The organism is Massilia niabensis (genome assembly GCF_042655085.1).
GTDB lineage: Bacteria > Pseudomonadota > Gammaproteobacteria > Burkholderiales > Burkholderiaceae_D > Telluria > Telluria niabensis.
Genome location: NZ_JBHSMU010000009.1, coordinates 228,352 through 254,124, shown reverse-complemented (window position 1 = coordinate 254,124; position 25,773 = coordinate 228,352). Strand labels below are relative to the sequence as shown.

The window sequence follows — 25,773 nt, the reverse complement described above, 5'->3', positions numbered from 1 at the left end:
CCGACATGAACAAGCACACCCTTGAGAGCCTGAACCAACGCGGCACCGGCACCTTCCCCGGCTACCTCGGCATCGAAATCACCGAAGTCGGCGAGGGGCGCCTGGCTGCCCGGTTGCCGATCAAACCGCACTTGCTGGCGCCGAACGGCTACCTGCACGCGGGCAGCATCGTCTCGCTGGCCGATACGGCTGCCGGCTATGCCTGCATCGTGCACCTGCCGGAAGGGGCGACCAATTTTACGACGATCGAACTGAAATCGAACCATGTCGGCACGGCACGCGAAGGCGCGATCGCCTGCGTGGCGACGGCGGCGCACATAGGGCGCACGACCCAGGTGTGGGACGTGACGGTGACGAACGAGGCCAACGGCAAGACGATCGCACTGTTCCGCTGCACCCAGATGATTTTATATCCTAAATAAACTCAGGGTGACGGCACGCAGGCCGCCGCCACCCCGGCCGCCGTGCCGCCCACCGCAGGCAGGTCCGATGGCGCTTTGCCGTTGCCGACCAGGATGGCTGGCTGTCCCTTGTAGGTCAACTTCAATTCCTCGCCGGCATACTTGACGAGCGCCTTCGGCACGAAGACGGCGAAGCGGTAATTCAGGTCCGGGTAAAAACCACTCTGGAAGATCTGTTCGGGCGGGCCTTCCTGGATCTCGGCGGCAATGGCGTCGAGGATCGGCAGCGTGTCGCCGGCGTTGTTCAGGTCGACCTGGCCCTGGTAACGCAGGGAGTAGGGCGGCAGCCCGCCGAATTCGCGTTTTTCGTACAGGACGCGGAAATTGTTGACGTTGTAGTGGAAGCCGCGGCGCGCATACGGGGTGACGTCGACATTGCACAGGACGAAAATGGCCCAGAAGCCGCCGCTATCGACCGGCGACAGATGGCCGACCCGGTACAGCGCGGCCGACAGCGGAATCGGGTTGGTGAAGCGGATCTCGTGCGCGTTGGCCACGTGCTGGTAATGCAGGACAGCCACGGCTTTCGGCTTTGGACCGGCACACGCGCTCAAGCCCACGAGCGCGGCAACGATGCCCATCCTGCGGAAAAAGTGACCCATTGCATCTCCTTTGCGAGCATGACCGTACGTCCCCGTGCAGCGGACGCATCAAGCTTGGCCGATTCCGACGTTGCAGGCTTGAGTTAAGTCAGGCGTGCTGTGGTATATAAACACCGCCTTGGCGCACCGCCTCGGCGCCTCGCCTTGGCGCGCAGCACCACGGCGCGCCGCCGGGCCGGTCACTATATACAGATCCAGTTTAATGTCAGATCGTCATGCCCGCAAGGCAAGCGCGTCCGTATCGCGCGCTCAGCCCGCTGCCAGCGCTTTCTGCAGCAGCGCGTGCACTTCAGAAAAGTCGGGTTCGCCGACATAGCGCTTGAGGATGGTGCCGTCCTTGGCGATGACGAAGGTGGTCGGGGTCAGGGTCACATCGCCAAAGGATTTGGCCAGGTCGCCGCCCGAGTCGAGCGCAACGATGAAGGGCAGCTTGCGCGTTTCGGTGAAGTTGAGGACGTAGTTGGGCGGGTCGTACTGCATCGCCACGGCCACGAATTCCAGGCCCTGGCCCTTGAACTTGTTATAGGTGTCGACCATGGCCGGCATCTCGCGCACGCAGCTCACGCAGGAGGTCGCCCAAAAATTGACCATCACCACCTTGCCGCGCAGGTTGGCCGTGCTGATCTTGTCGCCGGCAATGCTGATGAAGGTGACGTCGGGCGCCTTTTCGCCTTGTGCCAGCGTGGCATAGCCGACGCCCGCCAGCGCAAGCACGCTTGCCGCAATCGCGGCAGGCTTGATCCAGGAACGGGTAGGAGCAGTCATGGCGTTAACGTAAAAAAGCGGGAGAGGAGCCGATGTCGAGAGTCTCCTCGCCCCGCCAGGATTACAGGGCGACCGTCGAGGACTTCGGGAATTGCGTACGCAATTCGTCTTCGCTCATGTACTCGAAGAGTTTGACGACGCGCTGGACACCCGCGACGCTCTGGGCGATCTTGGCGCCCAGGTCGCCTTCGCGCTGGGTCACGCGGCCCATCAGGTAGACGGTGCCGCGTTCGGTGACGACCTTGAACGAGGTGGCCGAAATCGTCTTCATCTCGACCAGGCTGCCCTTGACGTTGGCGGTGATCAGCGCGTCCGACGAGCGCGAGGTGTAGCTCGACGGCCCGGCGATCACGAGTTCGTTGATGACGGCCTGGACGTTCTCGATGCGGCGCACTTCGTTTTCGACTGCAGCCTTCATCGCTTCGTCACGCACTTCGCCGGTCAGCAGCACCTTGCGGTTGTAGCTGGCGATGTTGACGTGGCCGGCGCTGCCGACCAGTTTCGGCACCTGCACCTCGGCCTTGACCGTGATCGACTTGTCCTCGGTCTGCGCGCCCAGCGTACGGCGGTCCATCGTTGCAGCCGCACCCATGGCGGCGCCGCCGACGATCAGCGGCACGCAGCCCTGCAGTGAACCGAGCAGCGCAACAACCAGGACGGCTTTCGCCAGCGGACGGGCGTTCAGGCCGGGTTTAATCATTCTCGTCTCCTCCGAAAAGTGCGACGTCGATGCCGTCGCAAATAGCATGGATCGCGACCAGATGCACTTCCTGGATGCGCGCGGTACGGTTGTGCTGCACGTTGATGTGAACGTCGGCATCGGTCAGCAGCTTGGCCAGCGCGCCGCCGTCCTTGCCGGTAAAGGCCACGACCCGCATCTCGCGTTCGAGCGCCGCTTCCACGGCCGCCAGCACGTTGCCCGAGTTGCCGGAAGTCGAAATCGCCAGCAGGATGTCGCCGGCCTGGCCGAAGGCCTGCACCTGCTTCGAGAAGATCTCGCGGTAGCTGTAGTCGTTGGCGACGGCGGTCAGGATCGACGTGTCGGTGGTCAGGGCAATGGCCGGCAGCGGGAAGCGCTCGCGCTCGAAGCGGCCGACCAGTTCGGCGGCGAAGTGCTGGCAGTCGGCAGCCGAACCGCCGTTACCGCAGGCCAGGATCTTGTTGCCGTTGGACAGGGCGCCGAACATCAGTTCGATCGCCTGCGAAATGGGTTGCGACAGGGCCGCGGCCGACCTCAGTTTGAGATCGGCGCTCTCCTGGAAGTGGGCAAGGATGCGTTGAGTATTCATAGCCGAAGATTATAGTGTAGTACTCGGCACAGGCGGAAAAGCCTTTTAAGAATTGCTTACACTTAAGGCGAAGTTAAGGGAGCCTAACAAGCCCTTCAAGGCAAGGCGCGGCGTCGAAGACAGTACGATTAGTACGGCGAGACGCTGCAACGCAGCCATGGAGGGTTTGTTAGGCTCCCTAAGCCTCAATCGCGTTGCGGATCCATTCCAGCTTGTCGCCGTCGATTGCCACCACGTCGAAGCGGCAGGGAGGCGTACTGGGCAGGCGTTGCAGGTAGACCTGGGCGGCGCGCACCAGGCGTCGGATCTTGGCCGGGGTGATGCTGGCGGCGGCCCCGCCGTGGCGGCCGTCGGCGCGCTGGCGTACCTCGACAAAAACGAGCGTGTCGCCGTCGCGCATGATGAGGTCGATCTCGCCGCCTTTACACGTGAAATTGGCCTCGACCGGCGCCAGGCCGTGGCGTTTCAGGTGGCGCAGCGCCGCCTGTTCCCAGTCGCGGCCCTGGGCCTGCTTCTCGGACAAGCGCGGCGACCACATGTCATTGCCTGGCCGTCACCGATTCGAAACCGATGCCGTCGCGGTAGACGGCCGCCGCCTCGTCACGCCGCAGGGTCCAGGCGCCATTGTTCATGCGTACCGAGAGGCGGCCCGTGACGCCATCGAGCTCGAAGTCCGCGCCGGGGCGCAGCGCCACTTCGCGCGCGACGCGAAAGGCGTCGATGCCGAGCGCGTACAGGCGCTGCATGTCGAGCGAGTTGTCGAACAACTGCGCATCGACCGGGCGCGGATAGACCATCACCTGCGGATGGTCGGGCTGCACCGTCCACGGCACGTCGAGCAGGCGGATGCCGTCCAGTTCCGGGACCGACATCCCGGGCGTGCGGCCCGGGTTGGCGACCGACACGCCATAGGTGGGAATTGAGGTGCCGAGGGCGCTGCGCACCTGGCGCAGCTGGCCGGCGTCGAGCGCGGCGAACACGAGTTGCGGACGGTCGGTGTCGAGGCGCGCGCGCAGTTCGGCCAGCGCATTGCCGTCGACATAGCCATCCTGCACCGGCAGTTCGACGGTGGCGTTCTGATGGCCCAGGCGCGACCAGCGCGCCGAGAAGGCGCCCACCACGCGCTGCTGCCAGGGAGCGCTCCCACCCAGCACGAGCGCGCGCCCGGCCGGGTGTTCGTTCGCGGCCCAGTCGGCCACCTGCCGCGCTTCGTCTTCGAGCGACAGGCCGACCACCAGCATCTGCGGCGGCAGCGGGCGGTCGAGTTGCGGATGGGCCAGCGCCAGGGTCGGCTTACTCACGGTATTGCTGGCGGCGACCGCGGCGACGGCGGAACGGGCGAGCGGACCGACGATGATGTCGTTGCGTTCGACGGCCTGGGCATAGGCGTCGAGGGTGGACTCGGGCGAATCGCCGCTGGGAATCACGCTGACCTCGATCCCCACGCGGTCGCGTTCGTGTCCGGCCAAAAAGCCGGCACGCACCGCTTCGGCCGCCTGGCCGAGCGCGTTCGATTGCAGCGGCAGCAGCAGGGCGATGCGGGCGCTGCCGTTGCCCGTCGCCGTCCGCGCCGCCGAGCCGCCGGTGCCGGGATACAGCTCGACCGGCGAGGTGACCGTCTCCGAGGGCCGCGGTTCCGCCGGCGGTGGCGCCGGCCGTGGCGCACTTGTGTTTGGCAGGGCGGGGGCGCACAATCCGCCCGGTACCCCGCATCCGAGATCGGGCGGCAGCGGCGTGCTGCCGCAACCTGCGATCAGGATGAGCACGCTCGTTGCGATCAGGCCTTTTAGATTTTTTATTAGCATTACACCCCCAACATGACCGATAACATGACTGACAAGCAGTCCATCGATATTGCCCAGCTCCCCGTGATGGCCGAGGCAGCCCAGCAGTCTTATCCCACGGCAACATTGTACGTTGTCGCCACGCCAATCGGCAACGCAACCGACATCACGCTGCGCGCGCTGCACCTGCTGGCGCTGGCAGACGTGGTTGCCTGTGAGGATACGCGTAAAACCGGTGCCCTGCTCACCCGTTACGGCTTGAACAAACAGATGGTGGCGGCCCACCAGCACAACGAGCGCGAGGTGGCCGACAAGCTCGTCGCCCGCCTGCGCGCCGGCGAACGGGTGGCGCTGGTGTCGGACGCCGGCACCCCGGCCGTGTCCGATCCCGGCGCGCGCATCGTCGACGCGGTGCGCGCAGCGGGCCTGCGCGTGATCCCGCTGCCGGGCGCCTCGGCGGCAGTGGCGGCGCTTTCCGCCAGCGGACTGGTCAACGACCGTTTCAATTTTGTCGGCTTCCTGCCCGCCAAATCGAAGCAGCGCGAATCGGCGCTGATGGCGCTGGCGCGCGAACCGGCGACCCTGGTCATTTATGAGGCGCCGCATCGCATCGTCGATTGCGTCGAAGCCCTGGCCAGCGTGTTCGAGCCGGCCCGCCAGGTCGTCTTCGCACGCGAGCTGACCAAGATGTTCGAGGAAGTGCACCGCTGCCCGCTGGGCGAGGCGCTGGACTGGGTCAAGTCGGACCAGCACCGCGAGCGCGGCGAATTCGTGGTGCTGGTCGAAGGCGCGACGGTCGAGACCGATGCGCAGGATGCGGAAGCCGAGCGCATCCTGAATATCTTATTGGGCGAATGCAGCGTCAAGCAGGCGGCGAACCTGACGGCGCAAATTACCGGGCGCAAGAAGAATGCGCTGTATGAGCGGGCGCTGCAGATCAAGGGCGAGTAGTTTTTGTAGGGTGGGCTCTTGAGCCCACGCGGTTTCGCCATCTGATCTGTGTCAGCTTGACCGTGGGTCCCGTTCCGTCGTTAGAATGCGCTATCGATACGCGAGCGTCGTACCGCGTGGGCACAAGTGCCCACCCTACGATATTGGATGTCGCCTGTAGTTTTCACCACTTGCACCCGCTATCCTTCTTGTCCGCCAACAGCAGCAGCGGCGCCAGCAATCCCCCCGGTATCCCATCCTTGCAATTGCGCCGTTTGGCCGCGCCAATCGCACGCGCTGCGCGGCTTTCCGTCTCCAGCGGTTTTTCCGGAAACTGGGCGACGGCCGTGCCCTCGCGTGCCGGGTCGCGCAGGTTGGCGAGCGAGCGTGCCGTCTTGCGCGCGGCGTCGAGGTCGAAGCGCGGGGTGTCCGCCGGCGGCGGCTCTACCGGAACCCGCGGTGCCTGCTCGACGACGAAGGGATCGGGTGCCGCGGGCGCTGCCGGTTCGGGCGGCACCGCAATCACCGGCCGCGGCTTGCGTGGTGTCGCAGGTCGCGCGGGCGCCTTGGCCGCGGCAGGCGGTGGTGGCGGTGGCGGCGTTTCAATACGTAACGGCGGCGGCGGGGGCGGCTGCACGCGGATGGCGAGCGGGCGCGGCGGCTCTGGCGGCAGCTCGGGCGCCCGGTCCACGCCGCGCCAGCTCGCGAGCATCAGCACATGCACGGCCAGCGATACGGCGACGCCGGCCGCGATGCGCTGCGTCATGCGCCGCTCCATGCCGCGCATGTCGATCCCTGTGGCTGCCAGATTCACATTGTCCCTTTCGTGTCGCGTGAAAAACCCAAAAAGATGCGCTAATTTTTCTCAGCCGCCTTGACCGAATGCCGCCCGTGGACTATCATTGCTGTCTTCGGAGTGTAGCGCAGCCCGGTAGCGCACCTGGTTTGGGACCAGGGGGTCCAAGGTTCGAATCCTTGTACTCCGACCAGCATTAAGAGAAAAGCCGACAGCGAAAGTTGTCGGCTTTTTTCGTTTTTATTTGTCACTGAGGTGTCGCCGACGGAGAATGACAAAAAAGCCCCGGGTCGAACAAGCTTCGACACGGGGCTTTTTCGTTGGTTCAGCCCTGGCGCTTGGCCACCAGCGCGTTCCCGGTGCGGCTCGCGCTCTTGCGCCCCAGCTGCTGCGAGATGAATTGCCCCGCATCGACCACCTGGTCGAGGTCGATCCCGGTCTCGATGCCCAGGCCCTGCAGCAGGTACAGCACGTCTTCGGTCGCGACGTTGCCGGTCGCGCCTTTCGCATACGGGCAGCCGCCCAGCCCCGACACCGACGAGTGGAAGATCTGCACGCCCACTTCCAGGCTGGCGTAGATGTTGGCCAGCGCCTGCCCGTAGGTATCGTGGAAATGGCCCGACAACTGCTGCAGCGGGAATTCGCGGCTGGCCGCCAGCATCACTTCCTGGGTCTTGCGCGGCGTCGACACGCCAATCGTGTCGGCGATGTCGATTTCGTCGCAGCCGAGGTCGCGCATGCGGCGCACCACGTCGGCCACGGCAGCCAGCGGCACCTCACCCTGGTAGGGGCAGCCAAATGCCGTGCTGATGCTGCCGCGCAGGCGCAGGCCGTTCGCCTTGGCGGCCCTGGCCACCGGCTCGAAGCGCGCGATCGATTCCGCGATCGAGCAGTTGATGTTCTTTTGCGAGAAGGCTTCCGAGGCCGAGCCGAAGATCACGACTTCATCGGCACGGGCGCCAAGTGCCGCTTCGAAACCCTGCATGTTCGGCGTCAGGGCGGAATAGATGGTGCCGGGCAGGCGGGTGATTCCCGCCATGACTTCAGCGCTGGTGGCCATCTGCGGCACCCATTTCGGCGAGACGAAGGACGCCGCTTCCACGTTGGCGAAACCGGCGCGCGACAGGCGGTCGACCAGTTCGATTTTCACGGCGGCGCTGATGGTCTCCTTTTCGTTCTGCAGGCCGTCGCGCGGACCGACTTCGACAATTTTGACCTTTTTCGGCAGGGTAGCTTGGCTGTTCATTTGAGTATCCCTTCAGTAACCCAGTCTGCGGTCGACAAGGTCGTCAACCGGTTGACCCGCTTCGAAAGCGGCGATTTTGTCGATGATCTGGCGCACCGCTTCGCCGCGGATGGTGAGCGCGGAGATGTGCGGCGTAATGGTGATGCGCGGCTCGTCCCAGAACGGGTGCGGGGCCGGCAGCGGTTCGTTGCGGAACACGTCGAGCGTGGCGCCTTCAATGTGCCCGGAGCGAATCAGGGCCAGCAGGTCCGGTTCGGCCACCTGGGCGCCGCGCGCGACGTTGATCAGGTAGGCGCCCTTGGGCAGTGTCGCCAGGCGCCGGCGGTCGAGCAGGTTGCTGGTCTCCGCGGTCAGCGGCAGCAGCGACACCAGCACGCGCGTGCCGCCCAGGAATGCATCGAGCGAGGCCATGCCGGCGAAGCACTCCACGCCAGGGACTTCTTTCGCGGTGCGGCTCCAGCCGCGCACCGGGAAACCAAACGAGCGCATGGTCTCGGCCACGCGCAGGCCGAGTTTACCGAGTCCCATCACGCCGATCGTGAAGTCTTCCTTCGCATGGGGCGCCAGCGGCGACCACAGGCCGTGGCGCGCCTGCTCCTCGTACTCGTCGAAGCGGCGGAAGTAGCGCAGCGTCGCATACGCCACATACTCGGCCATCTGCACCGCCATGCCGGCGTCGCCCAGGCGCACGATCGGTACCTGCGGCAGTGCGTCGCCGAATTTCAACACGGCGTCGACGCCGGCGCCCATCAGGAACACCGCCTTGACGCCACCCAGCTGGGCCAGCAAGGCCGGTGCCGGATTCCACAGCACCGCGTAGTCGCAGGGCGGCAGCGTTTCGCCTTCCTTCCAGTCGAGCGTCTCCACGCCGGGCATCGCCCGCGCGAAGTCCTGGGTCCAGGGCGTCACGACGCCATCGCCGCGGTACAGGAGGATGCGCATATCAGGAAGCCTTGAAGGCCAGCAGCGGCGCGCCGTCCGCTACCTGGTCGCCGACCGCATACAGGACCTCTTCCACCAGTCCGTCGGACGGCGCGGCGATGGTGTGCTCCATCTTCATCGCTTCCATGATGACGAGCGCGTCCCCCTTCTTGACTGCCTGGCCGCCCTCGACCATCACCGCGACCACCTTGCCCGGCATCGGCGCGGTCAGGCGGCCTCCGGTGGCCTCAAGCTCGCCCGCGTGCGCCATCGGGTCGTTGTAGGCCAGCGCATGATGCTCGCCATTGGTGAACACATGGAACAGGTCGCCGTCGCGGCGCACGGTGCCGTGCATCGACTGTTCCCCCAGGCGGATCGACAGCGTGGCGCCTTCATGGCCGGTCACGCTCAGGGGCTGCCTGGCGCCATGCACGTCGAGTTCCCAGCCCTGTGGGTGGTAGACCACGCCGACCTGGTAGGCGCCGCCTTCCAGGCTGGCCGCGTAGTCGTCGCCGAAGGACAGCACCCTTTGGAACTCGCCGTTCAGGCGCCAGCCCTGTGCCTGGCCCCATGGGTCGGCGGCCACGCGCGAGGCGCCGGCGGATTTCTGCTTTTCCGCTTCGATCAGGGCCACGCTGGCCAGTGCCAGCGCGCCGGCGGGCGCCGGGCGCACAGGCGGGAACAGGGAGGCACCATTGCGCTCGATCAGGCCGGTGTCGAGATCGGCTGTCGAGAAGGCTTCGCCCTCGACCAGGCGCTTGAGGAAGGCGATGTTGGTTGCCAGCCCGACGATCTGGAACTCGGCCAGGGCCTGCGACAGCCGCGCCAGCGCCTGCGTGCGGTCCGCGCCCCAGACGATCAGCTTGGCGATCATCGGGTCGTAGAACGGGGAAATGGCATCGCCTTCGCGCACGCCCGAATCGATGCGCACCGCTGCCGGTTCGACGCCAGCCGTGCCGCCCAGTTCGAAACTCACCGCGCCTGGGGTGTCCATGTGGCGCAGCGTGCCGATCGACGGGAGAAAACCTTTTTCCGGATTCTCGGCATAGATGCGCGCCTCGATCGCGTGGCCGTGGATGGCCAGCTCGTGCTGCTTTTTCGGCAGCGGTTCGCCAAAGGCCACGCGCAGCTGCCATTCCACGAGGTCGGTCCCGGTGATCATTTCGGTGACCGGGTGCTCCACCTGCAGGCGGGTGTTCATCTCCATGAAGTAGAACGAGCCGTCCTGGTTGGCGATGAATTCCACCGTGCCGGCCCCGACATAGCCGACGGCGTGCGCGGCATTGACCGCCGCTTCGCCCATCGCGGCGCGGCGGTCCGCCGGCATGCCGGGGGCCGGCGCTTCTTCCAGCACCTTCTGGTGGCGGCGCTGCACCGAGCAGTCGCGCTCGTGCAAGTAGACGCAGTTGCCCAGGGTGTCGGCGAACACCTGGATCTCGATGTGGCGCGGCCGCTGCAGGTATTTTTCGACCAGCACCTTGTCGTCGCCGAAGGAGCTGATCGCCTCACGCTTGCAGGAGCCCAGTGCGGCGACGAAATCTTCGCTGCGCTCGACCACGCGCATGCCCTTGCCGCCGCCGCCGGCGCTGGCTTTCAGCAAGACCGGGTAGCCGATGCGGTCGGCCTGCTCGCGCAAAAACTCTGGTTCCTGGTTCTCGCCGTGGTAGCCCGGCACCAGCGGCACGTTGGCGCCTTCCATCAGCTGCTTGGCGGCGGACTTCGAGCCCATCGCGCGCATCGAGGAACCCGGCGGCCCAATGAAGACCAGCCCGGCGGCGGCGCAGGCTTCCGCGAACTCCGCGTTCTCCGACAGGAAGCCGTAGCCGGGGTGGATCGCCTGGGCGCCCGTCGCCTTGGCCACCTCGATGATCTTCTCGCCGCGCAGGTAGCTTTCCTTGGCGGCGGCCGGCCCGATCCACACTGCCTCATCGCAGACCGCGACGTGTTTCGCGCCTGCGTCCGCGTCCGAATACACGGCAACGGTACGGATACCCATGCGGCGCGCAGTGGCGGCGACACGGCAGGCGATTTCGCCACGGTTGGCGATGAGGATTTTCGTGAACATGCTGTTGTCTCGCTTTATGGTTCTTGTATGGGTCGCGCACCTGACAAAACCCGCATGGCGGCGTTGCATCGTCTCGCCGTACTAGCGTACTGTCTTCGACGATGCGCCTTGCCCTGCGAATTTTGTCAGGCGCTCTTAGTAAGGGCGGCTTAGCAGCCGCAGCTTTCCTTGGGCGCCGATTCGAGCGTGGCGGCCCGCGTTTTCAGGCCCAGCTTGGCCAGCATTGCGCGGTCGTCGTCGGCTTCCGGATTGCCCGTGGTGAGCAGCTTGTCGCCATAGAAAATCGAATTGGCGCCGGCCATGAAGCACATCGCCTGCACAGACTCTCCTAACTGGCGCCGCCCGGCCGACAGGCGCACGCGTGCCTGCGGCATGGTGATGCGCGCGACCGCGATGGTGCGCACGAATTCGATCGGGTCCAGGGCGTCGAGGCCGTGCAGCGGCGTGCCCTCGACCTGCACCAGGTGGTTCACCGGGACCGATTCCGGATACGGGTTCAGGTTCGCCAGCTGCGCGATCAGGCCGGCGCGCTGCTCGCGCGTCTCGCCCATGCCGACGATGCCGCCGCAGCAGACCTTCAGTCCGGCCTGGCGAACCCGGCCCAGGGTATCGAGGCGGTCCTGGTATTCGCGGGTCGAGATCACGTTGTTATAAAAATCGGGCGCGGTGTCGATGTTGTGATTATAAAAATCGAGGCCGGCTGCTTTCAGCTGCTCGGCCTGGCCCGCTTCCAGCATGCCCAGCGTGGCGCAGGTTTCCATGCCCAGCGCTTTCACTTCGCGCACCATCTCTTCAACCTTGGCCATGTCGCGTTCTTTCGGGCTGCGCCAGGCGGCGCCCATGCAGAAACGGGTGGCGCCGCTGGCTTTGGCCTGGCGCGCGGCATCGAGCACGGTGTCGATGTCGAGGATTTTTTTCGCTTCGACGCCGGTGTCGTAGCGCGCGGCCTGCGGGCAGTAGCCGCAGTCTTCCTCGCAGCCGCCGGTCTTGATCGACAGCAGGGTCGCCAGTTCGACGTCGCCGTCGGGGAAGTGGGCGCGGTGCGCTTCCTGGGCGCGGAACATCAGGTCGTTGAACGGCAGGTCGAACAGCGCCAGCACGTCGGCCAGCGGCCAGGTGGCGTCGGGACGCTCGGTAATGGTGGCGCCAGGGCGGTGCAGGGCAACGGTTTGGGGTGCATTCATGGGGTAGTCCTTGTGTATTACTTCTGTCTGTTACTGGACCCGCGTCGACGGCCAGCCTGGCAGTCCCGCGAGATCGATGAATCGGGCCGCATCCACGGCGCTGGCGTGCTCGAGGCGCGGCACGACCCCGAGCAGGGGGGCCGGGATGCGTGCGGACAGCGCCTCGATGTTTTCCTCAAAAAAGCGCATCCCCGGATCCGCCGTATTCGCGACCCAGCCGGCCAGCACCAGCCCGCGTTCGATGATGGCTTCGACGGTGAGCAGCGCATGGCTGATGCAGCCCAGGCGCATGCCGACGACGAGGATCACCGGCAAATTCAGCTGGGCGGCGAGGTCGGCGCTGTCGAAATCGTCGTTGAAGGGTACCCGGAAACCGCCCACCCCTTCGACCACGACGGCGTCGGAGGCGGCCAGGATTTCGGCATAGGCGGCGATGATGGGCACCGCCTCGATCCGCACCCCCTCGATAGCGGCGGCGATGTGCGGGGCGGCCGCTTCGCGCAGCATGAAGGGCGTCGTGATGTTGGGCGGCAGGTGGACGTTGCCGCTTGCTGCGAGCATGTCGGCGTCTTCGTTGTGCAGTTCGCCGTCTACCAGCGCGGCGCCGGCGGCCACCGGTTTCATGCCGCAGGCGCGCAGGCCGCGCTCGACCAGCTTGTGCAGGATCGCGCTCGACACCAGGGTCTTGCCGATCTCGGTATCGGTGCCGGTCACGAAGCAGCAAAAGCGCGAAGGGATGCCCTCGGCCGCCAGCGCTTCGCTCGGCGCGGGGACGTGTTCTTCGACGGGCAGCGGCAGCAGGACGGGCACAGTCGCGGGCGCAGCGACGCCGGGTTCGACGATGGGTTCGGGTGGCTCGTTAAAATTTTTCATGACGCTCCCTCCAGTTCGTTGAGCGCGGCGGCCAGGCGCGCGACTTCGTCGTGGGTGTGGGCGCCGGAAAGCGTCACGCGCAGGCGCGCCGTGTTCTGCGGCACCGTTGGCGGACGGATCGCCGGCACCCACAGGCCCTTCGCATACAGCCCGGCGGCCACGCGCAGCGCTTCCTCGTTGCTGCCGATGAGGACCGGCTGGATCGCCGTGGGCGATGCGGGACGGTCCCAGCGCTGCAGCTGCAATTCAACGCCCAGCTGGGTGACCAGCGACTCCAGGTGGGCGCGCAGGGCATTGCCTTCCTCGCTGGTGATGATGTCCAGGCTGGTGAGCAGCGCATGCGCCAGCGCCGGCGGTGCGGCCGTCGTGTAGATGTAGGGACGCGCGCGCTGGACCAGCAGTTCGATCACGCTGGCGTGCGCCGCGATGAAGGCGCCGCCGACGCCGGCCGCCTTGCCGAGCGTGCCGACATATACCAGGTGCGGCGAGCGCAATCCAAAATGTTCGAGCGCGCCGCGCCCCTGGGCACCGAGCACGCCGAAACCATGGGCGTCGTCCACCACCAGCCAGGCGCCATGGCGCTCGCACAGCGCCAGTAAGCCCGGCAGCGGCGCCAGGTCGCCATCCATGCTGAATACGCTATCGGTGGCGACGATTTTGGTGGCGGCGCTGCTGGCCGCCAGTTGCGCTTCCAGCGCGGCGAGGTCGCCGTGCGGGTAGACGCTGACGGCGGCTTTCGCCAGGCGGGCGCCGTCGATCAGCGAGGCATGGTTCAGCTGTTCGGAAAAGATGGCCGCATCGCTATCCGCGCCGAGGGCGGTCAGCACAGCCAGGTTGGCCATGTAGCCGGTACTCAGGTAAAGCGCGCGCGCGTCCTCGATGTGGGGCGCGGCGAAATCGGCCAGGCGCTCTTCCAGGATCGCGTGGGCACGGCTGTGGCCGCTGATGAGGTGCGAGGCGCCGCTGCCGGCGCCGTACAGCTGGGCGCCTTCGCGCAGCGCGGCCACCACGCGCGGGTGCGCCGCCAGGCCGAGGTAGTCGTTGCTGCAAAAAGCCAGCACGGCGCGACCGTCCACCACCTGCAAGGGCGCGCAGCGGGTGTCGGCCACGCGCCGGCGGCGGATCAGGTTTTGCGCATCGAGCGCGGCGAGTTTACGGTTGACGCTATCGATCAGGTCCATGTCAGGCCGCCATCACGGATTCGAACACGGATTTCACGCGCGCGCCGAGCAGGTCGATCTCCTCTTCGCCCAGCACATAGGGCGGCATCACGTACACGGTGCGGCCGATCGGGCGCAGCAGCAGTTCGTTGTCGACGGCGGTGGTAAAGAAACGCCGCGCGAAGCTGGCCGCGCGCGCGGCATCGGGCTCGATGGCATCGAATGCGAAGATCATGCCGCGCTGGCGGAAGTGGTGCGCGCGCTCGTGCTCGGCCAGCGGGGCCAGCGCGATCGTCAGCCTGGTCGCCAGTTCGCGGTTGCGGTTCAGGACATCGTCGTCGCGGAAGATCTGCAGGGTGGCCAGCGCGGCGCGGCAGGCCAGCGCATTGCCGGTGTACGAATGCGAGTGCAGGAAGCCGCGCGTGATGTCTTCGCTGTAGAAGGACTGGTAAATGGCGTCGGTGGTCAGCACCAGGGACAGGGGCAGGTAGCCGCCGCTGATGCCTTTCGACAGGCACAGGAAGTCGGGCCAGATGGCGGCCTGTTCGCAGGCGAAGAAGGTGCCGGTGCGCCCGCAGCCGACCGCGATCTCGTCGGCGATCAGGTGCACGTGGTGGCGGTCGCACAGCTCGCGCAGCAGTTCCAGGTAGAGCGGGTCGTGCATCGCCATGCCGGTCGCGCACTGCACCAGCGGCTCGACGATCATGGCGGCGATCCGGTCGCCGCGCTCTTCGAACAGGCGCTCGACATCCTTCAGGGCGCGGCGTGCGACGTCCTGGCTGGACTCGCCCTCGAGGGCGTGGCGCGTGTCGGGCGAGGCCACGACGTGCGATGCGCGCAGCAGCGGGCCGTAGGCATCCTTGAACAGCGGCACGTCGGTGACGGAGAGCGCGCCGATGGTCTCACCGTGGTAGCTGCCCTGCAGGCAGACGAATTCCTGCTTGTTCGGGAAGCCCGCGTTGCGCCAGGCATGGAAACTCATCTTCATCGCGATCTCGACCGCCGAAGCGCCGTCGGAGGCGTAGAAGGCGTGGCCGAGCGCGTGGCCGGTGAGGGCGGCCAGCTGTTCCGACAGCTCGACCACCGGCTCGTGGGTAAACCCGGCCAGCATCGCGTGCTCGAGCTTGTCGAGCTGGTCTTTCAGCGCGGCGTTGATGCGCGGGTTGGCATGCCCGAACAGGTTCACCCACCATGAGCTGATGGCGTCCAGGTAGCGCCGCCCTTCGTGGTCGTACAGCCACGGCCCCTTGGCGTGGCTGACGGCGATCAGCGGCACCTCCTCGTGGTGCTGCATTTGCGTGCAGGGGTGCCACACGCTGCGCAGGCTGCGGGCGATCCAGTCGGACGATGTTTGATGCTTCAAAATGAATCCTGATTCTTGTTTAATTCAGCCAATTTGGCTTGCGCTTCTCCAGGAAGGATGCCACGCCCTCGCGTCCTTCGCTCGAGGCGCGGATCGCCGCGATGCGCCCCGCCGTGTCAGCCAGCAGCGCATCCGTGACCGGCGCACCGACCACCTCGCGCACCAGCTTCTTGGCTTCGGCGACGGCATGCGGGCTGTTCGACACCAGCGCTTTCACCAGGCCCGCGACCGTGGTGTCGAGCGCGTCCGGCTCCACCACTTCGTGCGCAAAGCCCATGCGCAGCGCGGCCGCGGCGTCGAAACGCTCGGCCGTCAAGAAGTAGCGGCGCGCGGCCTGCTCGCCCATGGCCTTGATCACGTATGGCGAAATGGTCGCGGGGATCAGCCCCAGCTTCACTTCGGAGAGGCAGAAGTTTACTCCAACGGCCGCCACCACGATGTCGCAGGCCGCGACCAGCCCCATGCCGCCCGCATAGCAGTCGCCCTGCACCTTGGCCACCGTCGGCTTCGGGCACAGGTAAATCGTGCGCAGCATGTCGGCCAGGCGCGACGCGTCGGCCAGGTTCTCGTCATGCGAGTAGCCGGCCATCTTCTTCATCCAGTTCAGGTCGGCGCCGGCGCAGAAGGCCGAGCCGTTTGCCGCCAGCACGATCGCGCGCACCAGCTCGTTGCGGCCGAGTTCGTCGAATGCCAGCGCCAGCTCGGCAATGGCCTGCTCGTTGAAGGCATTGCGCAGGTCGGGGCGGTTCAGGGTAACGGTGGCGACCTTGTCGGCAACCGCGATGGTCAGGGTTTCATAGTCCATGTTCATACCTTACATCCGGAAGACGCCGAACTTCGTCTCTTCGATCGGCGCGTTGAGCGCGGCCGACAGTCCCAGGCCCAGCACCATGCGTGTGTCGGCCGGATCGATGACGCCGTCGTCCCACAGGCGCGCGCTGGCGTAATAAGGGTGGCCCTGGTGCTCGTACTGCTCCTTGATCGGCTGCTTGAACGCGGCTTCCTCATCAGCACTCCACTGGCCGCCCTTGCCCTCGATGCCGTCGCGTTTGACGGTCGCCAGCACCGATGCGGCCTGGTCGCCGCCCATGACGGAGATGCGCGCGTTTGGCCACATCCACAGGAAGCGCGGCGAGAAGGCGCGGCCGCACATGCCGTAGTTGCCGGCGCCAAACGAGCCGCCGATGATGACGGTGAACTTCGGCACCGAGGCCGTGGCCACCGCGGTGACCATCTTGGCGCCGTTGCGGGCAATGCCCTCGTTTTCGTATTTGCGGCCGACCATGAAGCCGGTAATGTTCTGCAAGAACACCAGCGGGATCTTGCGCTGGCAGCACAGCTCGATGAAGTGCGTGCCTTTCAAGGCCGATTCCGAGAACAGAATGCCGTTGTTGGCGATGATGCCGACCTTCATGCCGTGAATGTGGGCGAAGCCGCAGACGAGCGTGGTGCCATAGCGTGCCTTGAACTCGTCGAACTCGCTGCCGTCGACCACGCGTGCAATCACTTCGCGCACGTCGAAGGGCTTGCGGGTGTCGACCGGGATCACGCCGTACAGCTCCTGCGGCGCGTACTTTGGCTCCACGGTTTCGCGGGTCGTGCCCTGCACAATTTTTGTGCGGTTCAGGTTCGACACGATCGTGCGCGCCAGCGACAGCGCGTGTAAATCGTTCTGCGCCAGGTGGTCGACCACGCCGGATAGCCGGGTGTGCACGTCGCCGCCGCCCAGGTCCTCGGCGGTGACGACTTCGCCGGTCGCCGCTTTCACCAGCGGCGGGCCGCCGAGGAAAATCGTGCCCTGTTCCTTCACGATGATCGACTCGTCGCTCATGGCCGGCACGTAGGCGCCGCCTGCCGTGCAGGAACCCATGACAACCGCGATCTGCGGGATGCCTTTCGCGGACAAATTCGCCTGGTTATAGAAAATGCGGCCGAAATGGTCGCGGTCGGGGAACACGTCGTCCTGGTTCGGCAGGTTCGCGCCGCCCGAATCAACCAGGTAGATGCACGGCAGATTGTTCTGCTCGGCAATCTCCTGGGCGCGCAGGTGTTTTTTGACCGTCATCGGGTAGTAGGTGCCGCCTTTTACCGTGGCGTCATTGCAGACGATGACGCATTCCTGGCCGGCGACGCGGCCGATGCCGGTGATGATGCCGGCCGCCGGCGCTGCGCTCAGTCCATCCTTATCCTTGTACATGTCGTAGGCAGCGAGCTGGGAAAACTCGAGGAAGGGCGTGCCCGGGTCGAGCAGCATCTGCACGCGGTCGCGCGGCAGCAGTTTTCCACGCGCGACGTGTTTCGCGCTGGCCGCTTCGCCGCCACCCTTGGCGATCGCCGCCACCTTGTCCCGCAGGTCGTCGACGATCAACTGCATGGCCGCCGCATTCGCTTTGAAGTCATCACTGCGCGGGTTGAGTTTGCTCTCGATATGGGGCATTGCCGTCCTCTGTTTTTAATGCTTACTTAGGAAAAGTGCCGTCCAGATAGAACCAGCGGGGCGTGCCGCCCAGGTCCGGGTCGGATTCGCGCAGGAAACGGCTCGTTTCGTGCAAACGATGCGCGCGTCCGCCCACCTTGAAGCGGGCGACGAATTCGACCGTGTCGCTATCTGGATGATCCGCCAATTCTGCTTTACGTTGACGTAAACGTAAAGCAGATTTTATCTCGAGGCCGAGCCAGCGCAGGTTCTCGTCCGGATCGATGATCGCGTCTTGTGGGCGCGTACGCGGATGCCAAGTGGCGCGCAGGTAGGCTTCGTTGCGCTGGGTGTAGGCAGTGTAGCGCGAACGCATCAGGGCTTCGGCAGTGGCTGGCAGCGCTTCGCCGGCGATGAAGGGGCCGCAGCAGGTGGAAAGGGAGGAGCCGCCGCAGGGACAGGGGCGGGAAGTGGGCGCAATGGACATGGCCGAATTATCGGCGATTTCGACGGGATTGGGCGGGCTTGGTCCAGTCCGCAGAAATGCGCGTTTTTCGTATTGCAGCGACCTGCAATGGAATAAGCGTTGCGGTGTCGAAAAATTTTACACGTGGTAGGGGCAAAAATAGAAAACGGCGCCGAAGCGCCGTTTCGCAATCTCAGGGGATCAAGCCTGCTTGCGGCGGCGCGCAGCGCCCAGTCCAACCAGCGCCAGTCCCAGCAGTGCGAGGCTGCTTGGCTCCGGCACCGGGACCACGTCGACATTCAGATTGAGGTTGCTGACAGTTACCTTGACGCCGTTGTTCAGGGAGTCAGTACGGAAACCGACAGTTTGAATCGACTTGACGGTTTTGTAATCAGCAGGGATAACGGCTGGCATGACGGCACTTGCATGGGCTCCTGTCAGAGCGTGCATCTGGAACGCAGTCGGGTTGAGCCAAGCATCGAAGTTGTCGTACACCTGGCTGCCCTTGCTCTTGTACAGGTAACCGAACAGATGGTATTCCTTGCCGGCGTCGATTTCGCTATTGGTCAGGAAGCTGCCCTTGCTGCCGCCTAAACGAACGAACAGGTCGTTCGTGCAGGTACCGTTGCCGCAATTGGCCTTCAGGCCGATGTTCGGGCCCTTGGTGGCGTCGTTGAACCAGAAGCCCAGGAAGTCGTTCACTTCCAGATCATCCGAAAGACCAGTGGTCTTCGTCGGGGTAAAGATGAAGCGGAAGTCGATGGTGACGCCATCTTTCTCGGGCTGCGTCAAGTTGGCCTTGGCTGCACTGTTATTGGTACCGCTGTATTCCTTGGCAAAAGCCGCGGTATTAATCACGGAAGCGTGGGCGATACCCGTCAGGCTGAACAGGGCGGCAATGGCAAGAGTAGATATTTTGAACATGGTAATTATAAGAAAGAAAGTGTAATTACCTTTAAGCAAATTGCGTGCCAGAAACTACTATTACTTTAAAATCAATTGTTTAGAGAATTGCGCCGTTGGCATTGATGCAGGACTGTAAAGTTTTTCGACAAGGATCGAGCGCCTCATGTAGGGGCGCCACTTGCTGGCCGGGCAAGCAGACGCCACCACAGTCGAGGTATTCATGGGTCATTTTATGGATCAGCCTGTCCTGCTTGCAGGGCAACGGCGCATCATTCGTCAACAGCAGGGAGCGTGGGTGCAGACGGATGACGCGGCCTACAAGGTGTTCAAGGTCACCGTAAAGGTACTGCCCATGCCCGCCCCGTCGCTGTGCGCCGTGACCGTGCCGCCGTGCAGGGTGACGACGTTCTTGACCAGCGCCAGGCCGATGCCGAGCCCGCCCTGTGAACGGTCCGGCGTGCGTTCGGCCTGGGTGAACAGGTCGAACACGTGCGGCAGCAGGGCGCCGCCGATGCCGATCCCGTTGTCGCGGACGTGGATGCTGACCGATTGCGCGCCGCGTTCGACCCACACCACGATTTGCCCGCCACGCGGCGTGTATTTCGCGGCATTGTTGAGCAGGTTGGCCAGGACCTGCACCAGGCGGTTCGGGTCGCCCATCACGCGTGGGCCACCCGGGTCGGGGACGACCGTCAGCGCATGCATGCGTGTCTCGATCAGAGGCCGCGCCTGCTCGACGGCGCCGCTGACGATCGCCATCACCTCCAGCGGCACGCACTCGAGCTGGATCAGCCCGCGCGTGACGCGCGAAATGTCGAGCAAGTCGTCGACTAGCGAAGTCATGTGCTTTACCTGGCGGCTGATGACCTCGCTCGACTTGCGCACCCGTTCTTCGCTGGCGATGCCGATCTTCAGCAGCTCGGCGGCCGAGGCGATCGGCGCCAGCGGGTTGCGCAGTTCGTGCGCCAGCATGGCCAGGAATTCGTCCTTGCGCCGGTCCTGTTCCTGGAGCGAGCTGTACAGGCGCGCATTCTCGAAACCGTTCGCGGCAATCGAGGCCAGCTGCACCAGGATCGCCTCGTCCTCCTCGGTGAAATCGCCCTCGAACCTGTCCGATGCCTGGATCAGGCCGATATTATTGCCCTTGCGGTCGATCAGCGGCACGGCCAGCCAGCCACGCATGGTCGGATGATGGGCGGCATGCGCGCCAAATCCCTTCCAGGCCGAGTGGGCCACCAGTTCGTCGTGCGTCAACCTGAGAGGCCGGTTAGTACGGCACACCTCGGCGTAGATACCGCTGCCGTCGGTCCTGGCATCATAGTGGCGATAGCCCGCATACTTGTCGGACAGCGAAACTGCATTGATCGCTTGCGCCCAGTTGCCTCCTTCGGTCAAGGACACGACTGCCTGGTGTACCTCAAGGATGTCGCGCACTTCGCTGACGAGCCCCTCGGCGATGTCCTGGCTCGACAGGGCGCTGCTCAGCGTGCGCGACGCCTGCGCAACTTTCGACAGCAGCGCCGAATGGCGCTTTTCGCGCTCGAGGCGCTGTGACAGTTCGGCCTGGGCCGTGACCATTTCATGGATGTCCTTGTTGGCACCAATCCATTCGCGCACGGAACCGTCGGCATCCTCGATCGGGACGCCCTTCACCGCCGTCCAGCGGTAGCTGCCGTCCACCTGGCGCAGGCGGTAGGCGGTTTCGTAGACGGGGCGGTTGGCGGCGCAGTCGAGCCAGACGCGTTTGGCGTTCTCGCGGTCGTCGGGATGCACGGCGTCGAGCCAGCCGTATTCTTTCCACTCGTCATAGCTCTGGCCGGTCACGGCGCGCCAGGAAGGCGAATCCTCGAGCACGCGGCCATCGGGGGAGGTGCTCCACACGGTTTGGGACGTGGCCATCACGAGCGAGCGGAAGCGCTGTTCGCGGGAACGCAAGGCCGATTCCGCCGCCAGCCGCTCGGTGATGTCCTCATGCATCAGCATTACTTCGAGAACCGTGCCGTCGCTGTCCTTGATCGGATGCGCGCGTGCGGTCACCCAGCGCGACCGTTCGGAGCCGCCCAGTTCGCCTACGTCGTAGTGGATTGCGGGAATTTCGACCGATTCCCCGGCCAGCGCACGCTTCAGGTAAGACACAATGCCGCTGGTGATCAGTTGCGCATCGGTCAATACGTTGTACTCGGTACTGAAGACGAAGGCCTTTAGCGCCGAGCCCTCGTGGATATGCCAGAGTTCTTCCCATGCCCGGTTGACGCGCACGGTTTGCCCGTTCGGTGCCAGGATCTGGAGGCTGGTCGGCGCCTGCTCGAACAATTCTTGATAACGCGTGTCAGGACTGGCGTGATAGCCGGATCCCGAGGGTAGAGAGGTAGGGTCGCGCGACATGGATTCCGGGAGGCAGTTGCCCGAATGACGGGACAGAACGTTTACGTGCGGCATGATGTCACAGTTTCACCACGACCGCACGGATAGCACTGACACCGCCTTATTTTGGATGAAATTCCTCGGTCGAGGCAAACAAATCCCAGGATGCGAGGAACAGCGCGGCAATCAGCGGGCCGATCACGAAACCGTTCAGGCCGAACAAGGCCATGCCGCCAATCGTCGACAGCAGCACCAGGTAATCCGGCATCTTCGTGTCCTTGCCGACCAGCACCGGGCGCAGGATGTTGTCGACCAGGCCGATCACGAGGACACCGAAGGCGATCAGGACCACCCCTTTCCAGATGGCGCCCGTGGCCAGGAAATAGATGGCCACCGGCACCCAGACGATGGCCGCGCCGACGGCCGGCAACAGCGACAGGAAGGCCATCACGACCGCCCACAGCAGCGGCGCCTGGACGTCGAGGAACCAGAAGATCAGGCCGCCAAGCGCGCCCTGGGCAATGGCGACCAGCACGTTGCCTTTCACGGTGGCGCGGATGACGGTAGTCAGGTTGGTAAACAGGCGCCGCTTGTAGTGCGGGCTCAGCGGAAAAGCGCCCTTGATCCGGTTCGACAGCGACTGGCCGTCGCGCAGCAGGAAAAACAGCAAATACAGCATCACCGTCAGGCCGACCAGGAATTCGAAGGTCATGCTCCCGACATGCAGGGCCTGGCGCGCGACGGTCTGGCTGACTTGCGCCGCGCCTTCCTGCAACTTGGCCTGGAGCGAGGCGAAATCGGTCAGGTCGAAGCGCTCGAGCACCGTGATCACCCATTGCGGCAGCGACAGCATGATGCGCTGGAAATACATGCCGAAATCGATATTCCCGGAACTGATCATGGCATACACGGTTGACGCCTGATTCACCAGCGAGACGGCGATGAGCGACAGCGGCAGGATCACCATCACCACGATCGAGGCCAGCGTGATCAGGGCGGCGAGCGTCGGCCTGCCCTTGGTGGCGCGCAGCAGCCGGCGGTACAGCCCGGAAAACAGGATGGCCAGCACGATGCCCCAGAACACCGCCCCGGAATACGGCAGCAGGATCCAGCCGAAGGCGAGGGTGACGACCACCAGGAGGTAAAGAAAAAACTTTTGTTCGAGTGTGTACTGGTTCATGGGGACCATTGATATTTTTGTTGCGTTTTTAGTAATTGCGCGCCCCAATCATAGTCGATCCGGTAGCTTTGGCCTACGTTGCCATGCCGCTCGTGTGCAGCGCCTGACTTCCCAACCATGCGAGGGATCCACCATGTTCAGCTTCGACGATTTTTCTCAGCTAAAATTTTTGGAAGGACGCTGGAGGGGCGTCAGTGCCGACGGCAAGGAATTCTATGAGGAATACGTCCGCCCCGAGCCGACGGTGTTCCACTCGCGCCGTTACCCCAACGCCAGCTTTGAGCAGCATAGCGACGGCAGCACCATCCGTCTCGTCGAGGGGGAAGTCGTGTCGGAATGGGGCGAATTCAGCTGGCGCGCAATGGAGATCGGCCCCGATAGCGCGCGCTTCGCGCCGGTCAGCGCGCCGAGCGAATTCGACTGGCGCCGGATCGACGCCGACACGCTCGAGGCGATCCAGCGCTGGGATGCCGACGGCAAACCGCAGCAATATACGATACGGCTGACGCGGGTGCCGCCGCACAGCCCTTCGTAGCACGCCACGGCCAGCCTGCACAAGCTCGTTTGGCACGCGAAACGCTCGACATGCTGAGCGTTCGCGCTTGGGGGAATCCTTGCACTAGTTACATGCGACAATTGCGTTTGCTCACATTCTCTGCGCCAACGCCCGTCCATGACACCGACTAATCGCCCCGACCTCCTCGCCTCCCTCCTGCAGCGCCATCGTTCCCTCGTGTTGTGCCCGGTCCTGGCCGGTACGCTGCTTGCGCCGGTAGTCGCGGGCGCACAACAGACGGCACCAGCACAGCAGACTGCGCCGGCACAGGGGGCGACAGTGGCGCCGGTACAACAGGCGCCGGCAGCGGATGCGGCCCAGGCCGCACCGGGAGTGGCGACCGTCTCGGTCACCGGTACCCGTTCCTCGAACCGGATCGACCGCCAGGTCTACGATGTGAAGAGCGATGCCGCCACATCGACCGATTCGGTCAGCGACGCCCTGAACAAGGTGCCGTCGGTCGCGGTCGACGCCGACGGTACGGTGACCCTGCGCGGCAGGAGCAATGTCCAGATCCTGATCGACGGCAAGCCATCGGCCATGATGCAGGGCGAGAACCGGGCCGCGGCGATCCAGGGCCTGCCGGCGGGCGACCTGGAATCGGTCGAAGTGCTGAACAATCCGGGCGCGCAATTCGGCAACGAAGGCGGCGGCGGCTCGATCATCAACCTGGTCATGCGGCGCGAGCGCCGGCCCGGCGGTCTGGGGCAAATCAGTGCCAACCTCGGCACCGAAGGCCGTTTCAACGCCAACACTTTCGGCAGCTATACGAGCGGCCGCATGAGCTTGCAGGGTGGTGTCTTCCTGTCACGCCATAAAAACGACTCCGAGCGCGAGGTTGATCGTGAGCGGATCGATGCAAGCGGCGCGGTCGCAAGCAGCAGCCGGGTGAATACGAGCGAGAATGAAAGCGAAAACGCCGGTGTCCACGGTATGTTCAGCTACAACATCGGCGACAAGGATGTGCTTGCGGTTACCACCATGCTCGGCGGCAACTCCAGCAACAGCCATGGGATCGAGCGCTACCGTGGCACGAATGTCGCCGGCGCCGTCGACAGTGAATACCTGCGTTCGACCGAGAGCGAGGAACGCAGACGCAACTACAGCCTGAGTACCCGTTATGACCACAAGGGAACCCGGCCAGGGGAAAACCTGAAACTCGACCTGCGCGTGTCGGGCAATACCTCGGAACGCGATGGCCGCGAGGCCAGCGCCTATACAGTGCGCCCGGTCAACGCCAATCCTGCCCTGACCCGCCAGCACCGCGACAACGACACGCGCGTGATCGACCTCACCGGCGACTATGACCGCCCGGGCGAGAACGGCATCCTGCGGGTCGGCTACAAGGTGGCGCGCAACAGCAATACTTTCGACAACGCTTTCATCAACATCGCCAATGGCACCCTGGTCGAATCGATCAATACCGGGCGCACCAACCGCTTCGAGATCGACGAGTTCACGGCCGCGCTGTACGGCACTTACCAGTTGCGCCTGTCGGGCAAGTGGGGTGTGCAAGGCGGCCTGCGCGGCGAGTACACCGAGGTCGACCTGAACCAGGTCACGACCAACGTCCGCGCCAGCAATGATTATTTCGACGCCATCCCGAGCGCCTTCCTCAGCTACGACTGGTCGGAAGACACGGCCATTCGCCTGAGCTATGCACGCCGCATCCGCCGCCCCGGCGCCGGCGACCTGAATCCCTTCGTGGTCTACATCGACGAATTCAATGTGTCGTCGGGTAATCCCAACCTGCGGCCGACCAATTCCGATTCGCTCGAACTCGGCGTGGAAACCAAGCTCGGCAAGGTCGACACCAACGTGCGCCTGTACGCGCGGCGCGACAGCGACCTGATTTCCGAGCGCCGCTTCTTCATCGGCGACAACGTGCTGCTGACCACCCGCGACAACGAAGGCACCAGCCGCTCCGGCGGCCTCGAATTCACCTTCAGCGGAAGGGCCACCGATAAACTGATGCTCAACGCCAGCGGCAACCTGGCCTACACCGAGCAAAACGTGCTGGGCATCGCGAGCGACGACAAGCGCAGCGCCACCTCGCTCAGCGGCCGCGCCCGCATCAGCTACCAGATGGACCCGAACAACCAGTTCCAGCTGATGCTCAACGCGCAAGGCAAGGTATTGTTCGGCGAAGGCTACCGCGAGCCGGTGCAGACGGCCGATTTCACCTACCGCCGTAACCTGACTCCGGCATTGAGCCTGGTGCTCAACGTCAGGGACGTCTTTGATTCGCAGAAGACCGAGTCAATCACCGAAACCGAGCGCCTGCGCGAATACAGCGTGCAGCGTAACAACGGACGCATGTTCACGGTGGGCCTGTCGTACCGGTTCGGCACCCTCCCGGCTGGCGGACGCCAAGGACCTGGCATGATGGGACGCGGCGGTCCAGGCGGTATGGGCGGCGGCGGGATGGGCCGCTGACGCTGGAAGG

The 25,773-nt window shown here is 64.8% G+C and carries 24 protein-coding genes and 1 tRNA gene; 5 read left to right on the top strand and 20 right to left on the bottom strand.

The window, feature by feature from the left end:
• Window positions 1–5: 5 nt before the first annotated feature.
• Window positions 6–422 carry a PaaI family thioesterase gene (locus ACFPN5_RS09240; protein WP_379782386.1) on the top strand — a complete coding sequence of 139 codons (417 nt, stop codon included), beginning with the start codon at window positions 6–8 and terminating at the stop codon, window positions 420–422.
• Window positions 423–424: 2 nt separating this feature from the next.
• Here the strand turns inward: ACFPN5_RS09240 and ACFPN5_RS09235 are convergent, their stop codons facing one another.
• The 6 genes from ACFPN5_RS09235 to ACFPN5_RS09210 all read right to left on the bottom strand — a co-directional run bounded on the left by ACFPN5_RS09235 (window position 425) and on the right by ACFPN5_RS09210 (window position 4,922).
• Window positions 425–1,063: a hypothetical protein gene (locus ACFPN5_RS09235; protein ID WP_379782384.1), complete on the bottom strand. Its 639-nt coding sequence runs from the start codon at window positions 1,061–1,063 to the stop codon at window positions 425–427.
• Between the two features lie 249 nt (window positions 1,064–1,312).
• The gene (locus ACFPN5_RS09230; protein WP_379782382.1) at window positions 1,313–1,828 is read right to left on the bottom strand and encodes a peroxiredoxin family protein; all 516 of its coding nucleotides are present in this window, start codon (window positions 1,826–1,828) and stop codon (window positions 1,313–1,315) included.
• Between the two features lie 61 nt (window positions 1,829–1,889).
• A complete protein-coding gene (locus tag ACFPN5_RS09225; RefSeq protein ID WP_379782380.1) occupies window positions 1,890–2,528 on the bottom strand; it encodes a BON domain-containing protein in 639 nt (212 codons plus the stop codon).
• The gene (locus tag ACFPN5_RS09220; protein ID WP_379782378.1) at window positions 2,521–3,117 is read right to left on the bottom strand and encodes a phosphoheptose isomerase; all 597 of its coding nucleotides are present in this window, start codon (window positions 3,115–3,117) and stop codon (window positions 2,521–2,523) included. Before ACFPN5_RS09220 ends, ACFPN5_RS09225 begins: the two co-directional genes overlap by 8 nt.
• A 178-nt stretch (window positions 3,118–3,295) precedes the next feature.
• Window positions 3,296–3,655 carry a YraN family protein gene (locus tag ACFPN5_RS09215; protein ID WP_379782376.1) on the bottom strand — a complete coding sequence of 120 codons (360 nt, stop codon included), beginning with the start codon at window positions 3,653–3,655 and terminating at the stop codon, window positions 3,296–3,298.
• A gap of 1 nt (window position 3,656) precedes the next feature.
• Window positions 3,657–4,922: a penicillin-binding protein activator gene (locus ACFPN5_RS09210; protein WP_379782374.1), complete on the bottom strand. Its 1,266-nt coding sequence runs from the start codon at window positions 4,920–4,922 to the stop codon at window positions 3,657–3,659.
• A 24-nt stretch (window positions 4,923–4,946) separates the two neighbouring features.
• On the opposite strand from ACFPN5_RS09210, the gene rsmI reads away from it, so the two are divergent.
• Window positions 4,947–5,852, top strand: a complete 906-nt coding sequence (gene rsmI / locus ACFPN5_RS09205; protein ID WP_379782372.1) for a 16S rRNA (cytidine(1402)-2'-O)-methyltransferase — start codon at window positions 4,947–4,949, stop codon at window positions 5,850–5,852.
• Between the two features lie 163 nt (window positions 5,853–6,015).
• On the opposite strand, the gene ACFPN5_RS09200 is transcribed toward rsmI, so the two are convergent.
• Window positions 6,016–6,597 carry a hypothetical protein gene (locus ACFPN5_RS09200; RefSeq protein WP_379782370.1) on the bottom strand — a complete coding sequence of 194 codons (582 nt, stop codon included), beginning with the start codon at window positions 6,595–6,597 and terminating at the stop codon, window positions 6,016–6,018.
• 146 nt (window positions 6,598–6,743) lie between these two features.
• On the opposite strand from ACFPN5_RS09200, the gene ACFPN5_RS09195 reads away from it, so the two are divergent.
• A tRNA-Pro gene (locus ACFPN5_RS09195) sits at window positions 6,744–6,820 on the top strand.
• A gap of 132 nt (window positions 6,821–6,952) precedes the next feature.
• Here ACFPN5_RS09195 and ACFPN5_RS09190 read toward each other — a convergent pair.
• From ACFPN5_RS09190 to ACFPN5_RS09130, 13 genes are all read right to left on the bottom strand, one after another.
• Window positions 6,953–7,873 carry a hydroxymethylglutaryl-CoA lyase gene (locus tag ACFPN5_RS09190; protein WP_379782368.1) on the bottom strand — a complete coding sequence of 307 codons (921 nt, stop codon included), beginning with the start codon at window positions 7,871–7,873 and terminating at the stop codon, window positions 6,953–6,955.
• Between the two features lie 12 nt (window positions 7,874–7,885).
• Entirely contained in the window at window positions 7,886–8,815 is a 930-nt protein-coding gene (locus ACFPN5_RS09185; protein ID WP_379782366.1) for a 2-hydroxyacid dehydrogenase, read from the bottom strand.
• Between the two features lies 1 nt (window position 8,816).
• Window positions 8,817–10,859: an acetyl-CoA carboxylase biotin carboxylase subunit gene (locus ACFPN5_RS09180; protein ID WP_379782364.1), complete on the bottom strand. Its 2,043-nt coding sequence runs from the start codon at window positions 10,857–10,859 to the stop codon at window positions 8,817–8,819.
• 149 nt (window positions 10,860–11,008) lie between these two features.
• On the bottom strand, window positions 11,009–12,043 hold the full coding sequence (gene bioB / locus ACFPN5_RS09175) for a biotin synthase BioB (RefSeq protein ID WP_379782361.1): 1,035 nt from the start codon (window positions 12,041–12,043) through the stop codon (window positions 11,009–11,011).
• Window positions 12,044–12,073: 30 nt separating this feature from the next.
• The gene (bioD, locus tag ACFPN5_RS09170) at window positions 12,074–12,916 is read right to left on the bottom strand and encodes a dethiobiotin synthase (RefSeq protein ID WP_379782359.1); all 843 of its coding nucleotides are present in this window, start codon (window positions 12,914–12,916) and stop codon (window positions 12,074–12,076) included.
• Window positions 12,913–14,097, bottom strand: a complete 1,185-nt coding sequence (gene bioF, locus ACFPN5_RS09165) for an 8-amino-7-oxononanoate synthase (protein ID WP_379782357.1) — start codon at window positions 14,095–14,097, stop codon at window positions 12,913–12,915. Before bioF ends, bioD begins: the two co-directional genes overlap by 4 nt.
• A 1-nt stretch (window position 14,098) precedes the next feature.
• Window positions 14,099–15,439, bottom strand: coding sequence for an adenosylmethionine--8-amino-7-oxononanoate transaminase (gene bioA, locus ACFPN5_RS09160; protein WP_379782355.1), 1,341 nt, complete (start codon window positions 15,437–15,439; stop codon window positions 14,099–14,101).
• A gap of 19 nt (window positions 15,440–15,458) precedes the next feature.
• Entirely contained in the window at window positions 15,459–16,244 is a 786-nt protein-coding gene (locus ACFPN5_RS09155) for an enoyl-CoA hydratase/isomerase family protein (protein ID WP_379782353.1), read from the bottom strand.
• Between the two features lie 9 nt (window positions 16,245–16,253).
• Window positions 16,254–17,876 (bottom strand): carboxyl transferase domain-containing protein, encoded by a 1,623-nt coding sequence (locus tag ACFPN5_RS09150; RefSeq protein ID WP_379782351.1) that lies wholly within the window; start codon window positions 17,874–17,876, stop codon window positions 16,254–16,256.
• Window positions 17,877–17,898: 22 nt separating this feature from the next.
• Window positions 17,899–18,342 (bottom strand): YchJ family protein, encoded by a 444-nt coding sequence (locus tag ACFPN5_RS09145; protein ID WP_379782349.1) that lies wholly within the window; start codon window positions 18,340–18,342, stop codon window positions 17,899–17,901.
• A gap of 180 nt (window positions 18,343–18,522) precedes the next feature.
• Window positions 18,523–19,245: a PEP-CTERM sorting domain-containing protein gene (locus tag ACFPN5_RS09140; RefSeq protein ID WP_379782347.1), complete on the bottom strand. Its 723-nt coding sequence runs from the start codon at window positions 19,243–19,245 to the stop codon at window positions 18,523–18,525.
• Window positions 19,246–19,542: 297 nt separating this feature from the next.
• Window positions 19,543–21,612: a PAS domain-containing sensor histidine kinase gene (locus ACFPN5_RS09135; RefSeq protein WP_379782345.1), complete on the bottom strand. Its 2,070-nt coding sequence runs from the start codon at window positions 21,610–21,612 to the stop codon at window positions 19,543–19,545.
• A gap of 100 nt (window positions 21,613–21,712) precedes the next feature.
• Entirely contained in the window at window positions 21,713–22,771 is a 1,059-nt protein-coding gene (locus ACFPN5_RS09130; protein ID WP_379782343.1) for an AI-2E family transporter, read from the bottom strand.
• 133 nt (window positions 22,772–22,904) lie between these two features.
• Between ACFPN5_RS09130 and ACFPN5_RS09125 the strand changes: the two genes are divergently transcribed.
• Together ACFPN5_RS09125 and ACFPN5_RS09120 are read left to right on the top strand one after the other, a co-directional pair.
• Window positions 22,905–23,306, top strand: a complete 402-nt coding sequence (locus tag ACFPN5_RS09125) for a hypothetical protein (RefSeq protein WP_379782341.1) — start codon at window positions 22,905–22,907, stop codon at window positions 23,304–23,306.
• Window positions 23,307–23,444: 138 nt separating this feature from the next.
• On the top strand, window positions 23,445–25,763 hold the full coding sequence (locus ACFPN5_RS09120) for a TonB-dependent receptor domain-containing protein (protein ID WP_379782339.1): 2,319 nt from the start codon (window positions 23,445–23,447) through the stop codon (window positions 25,761–25,763).
• Window positions 25,764–25,773: the final 10 nt, after the last annotated feature.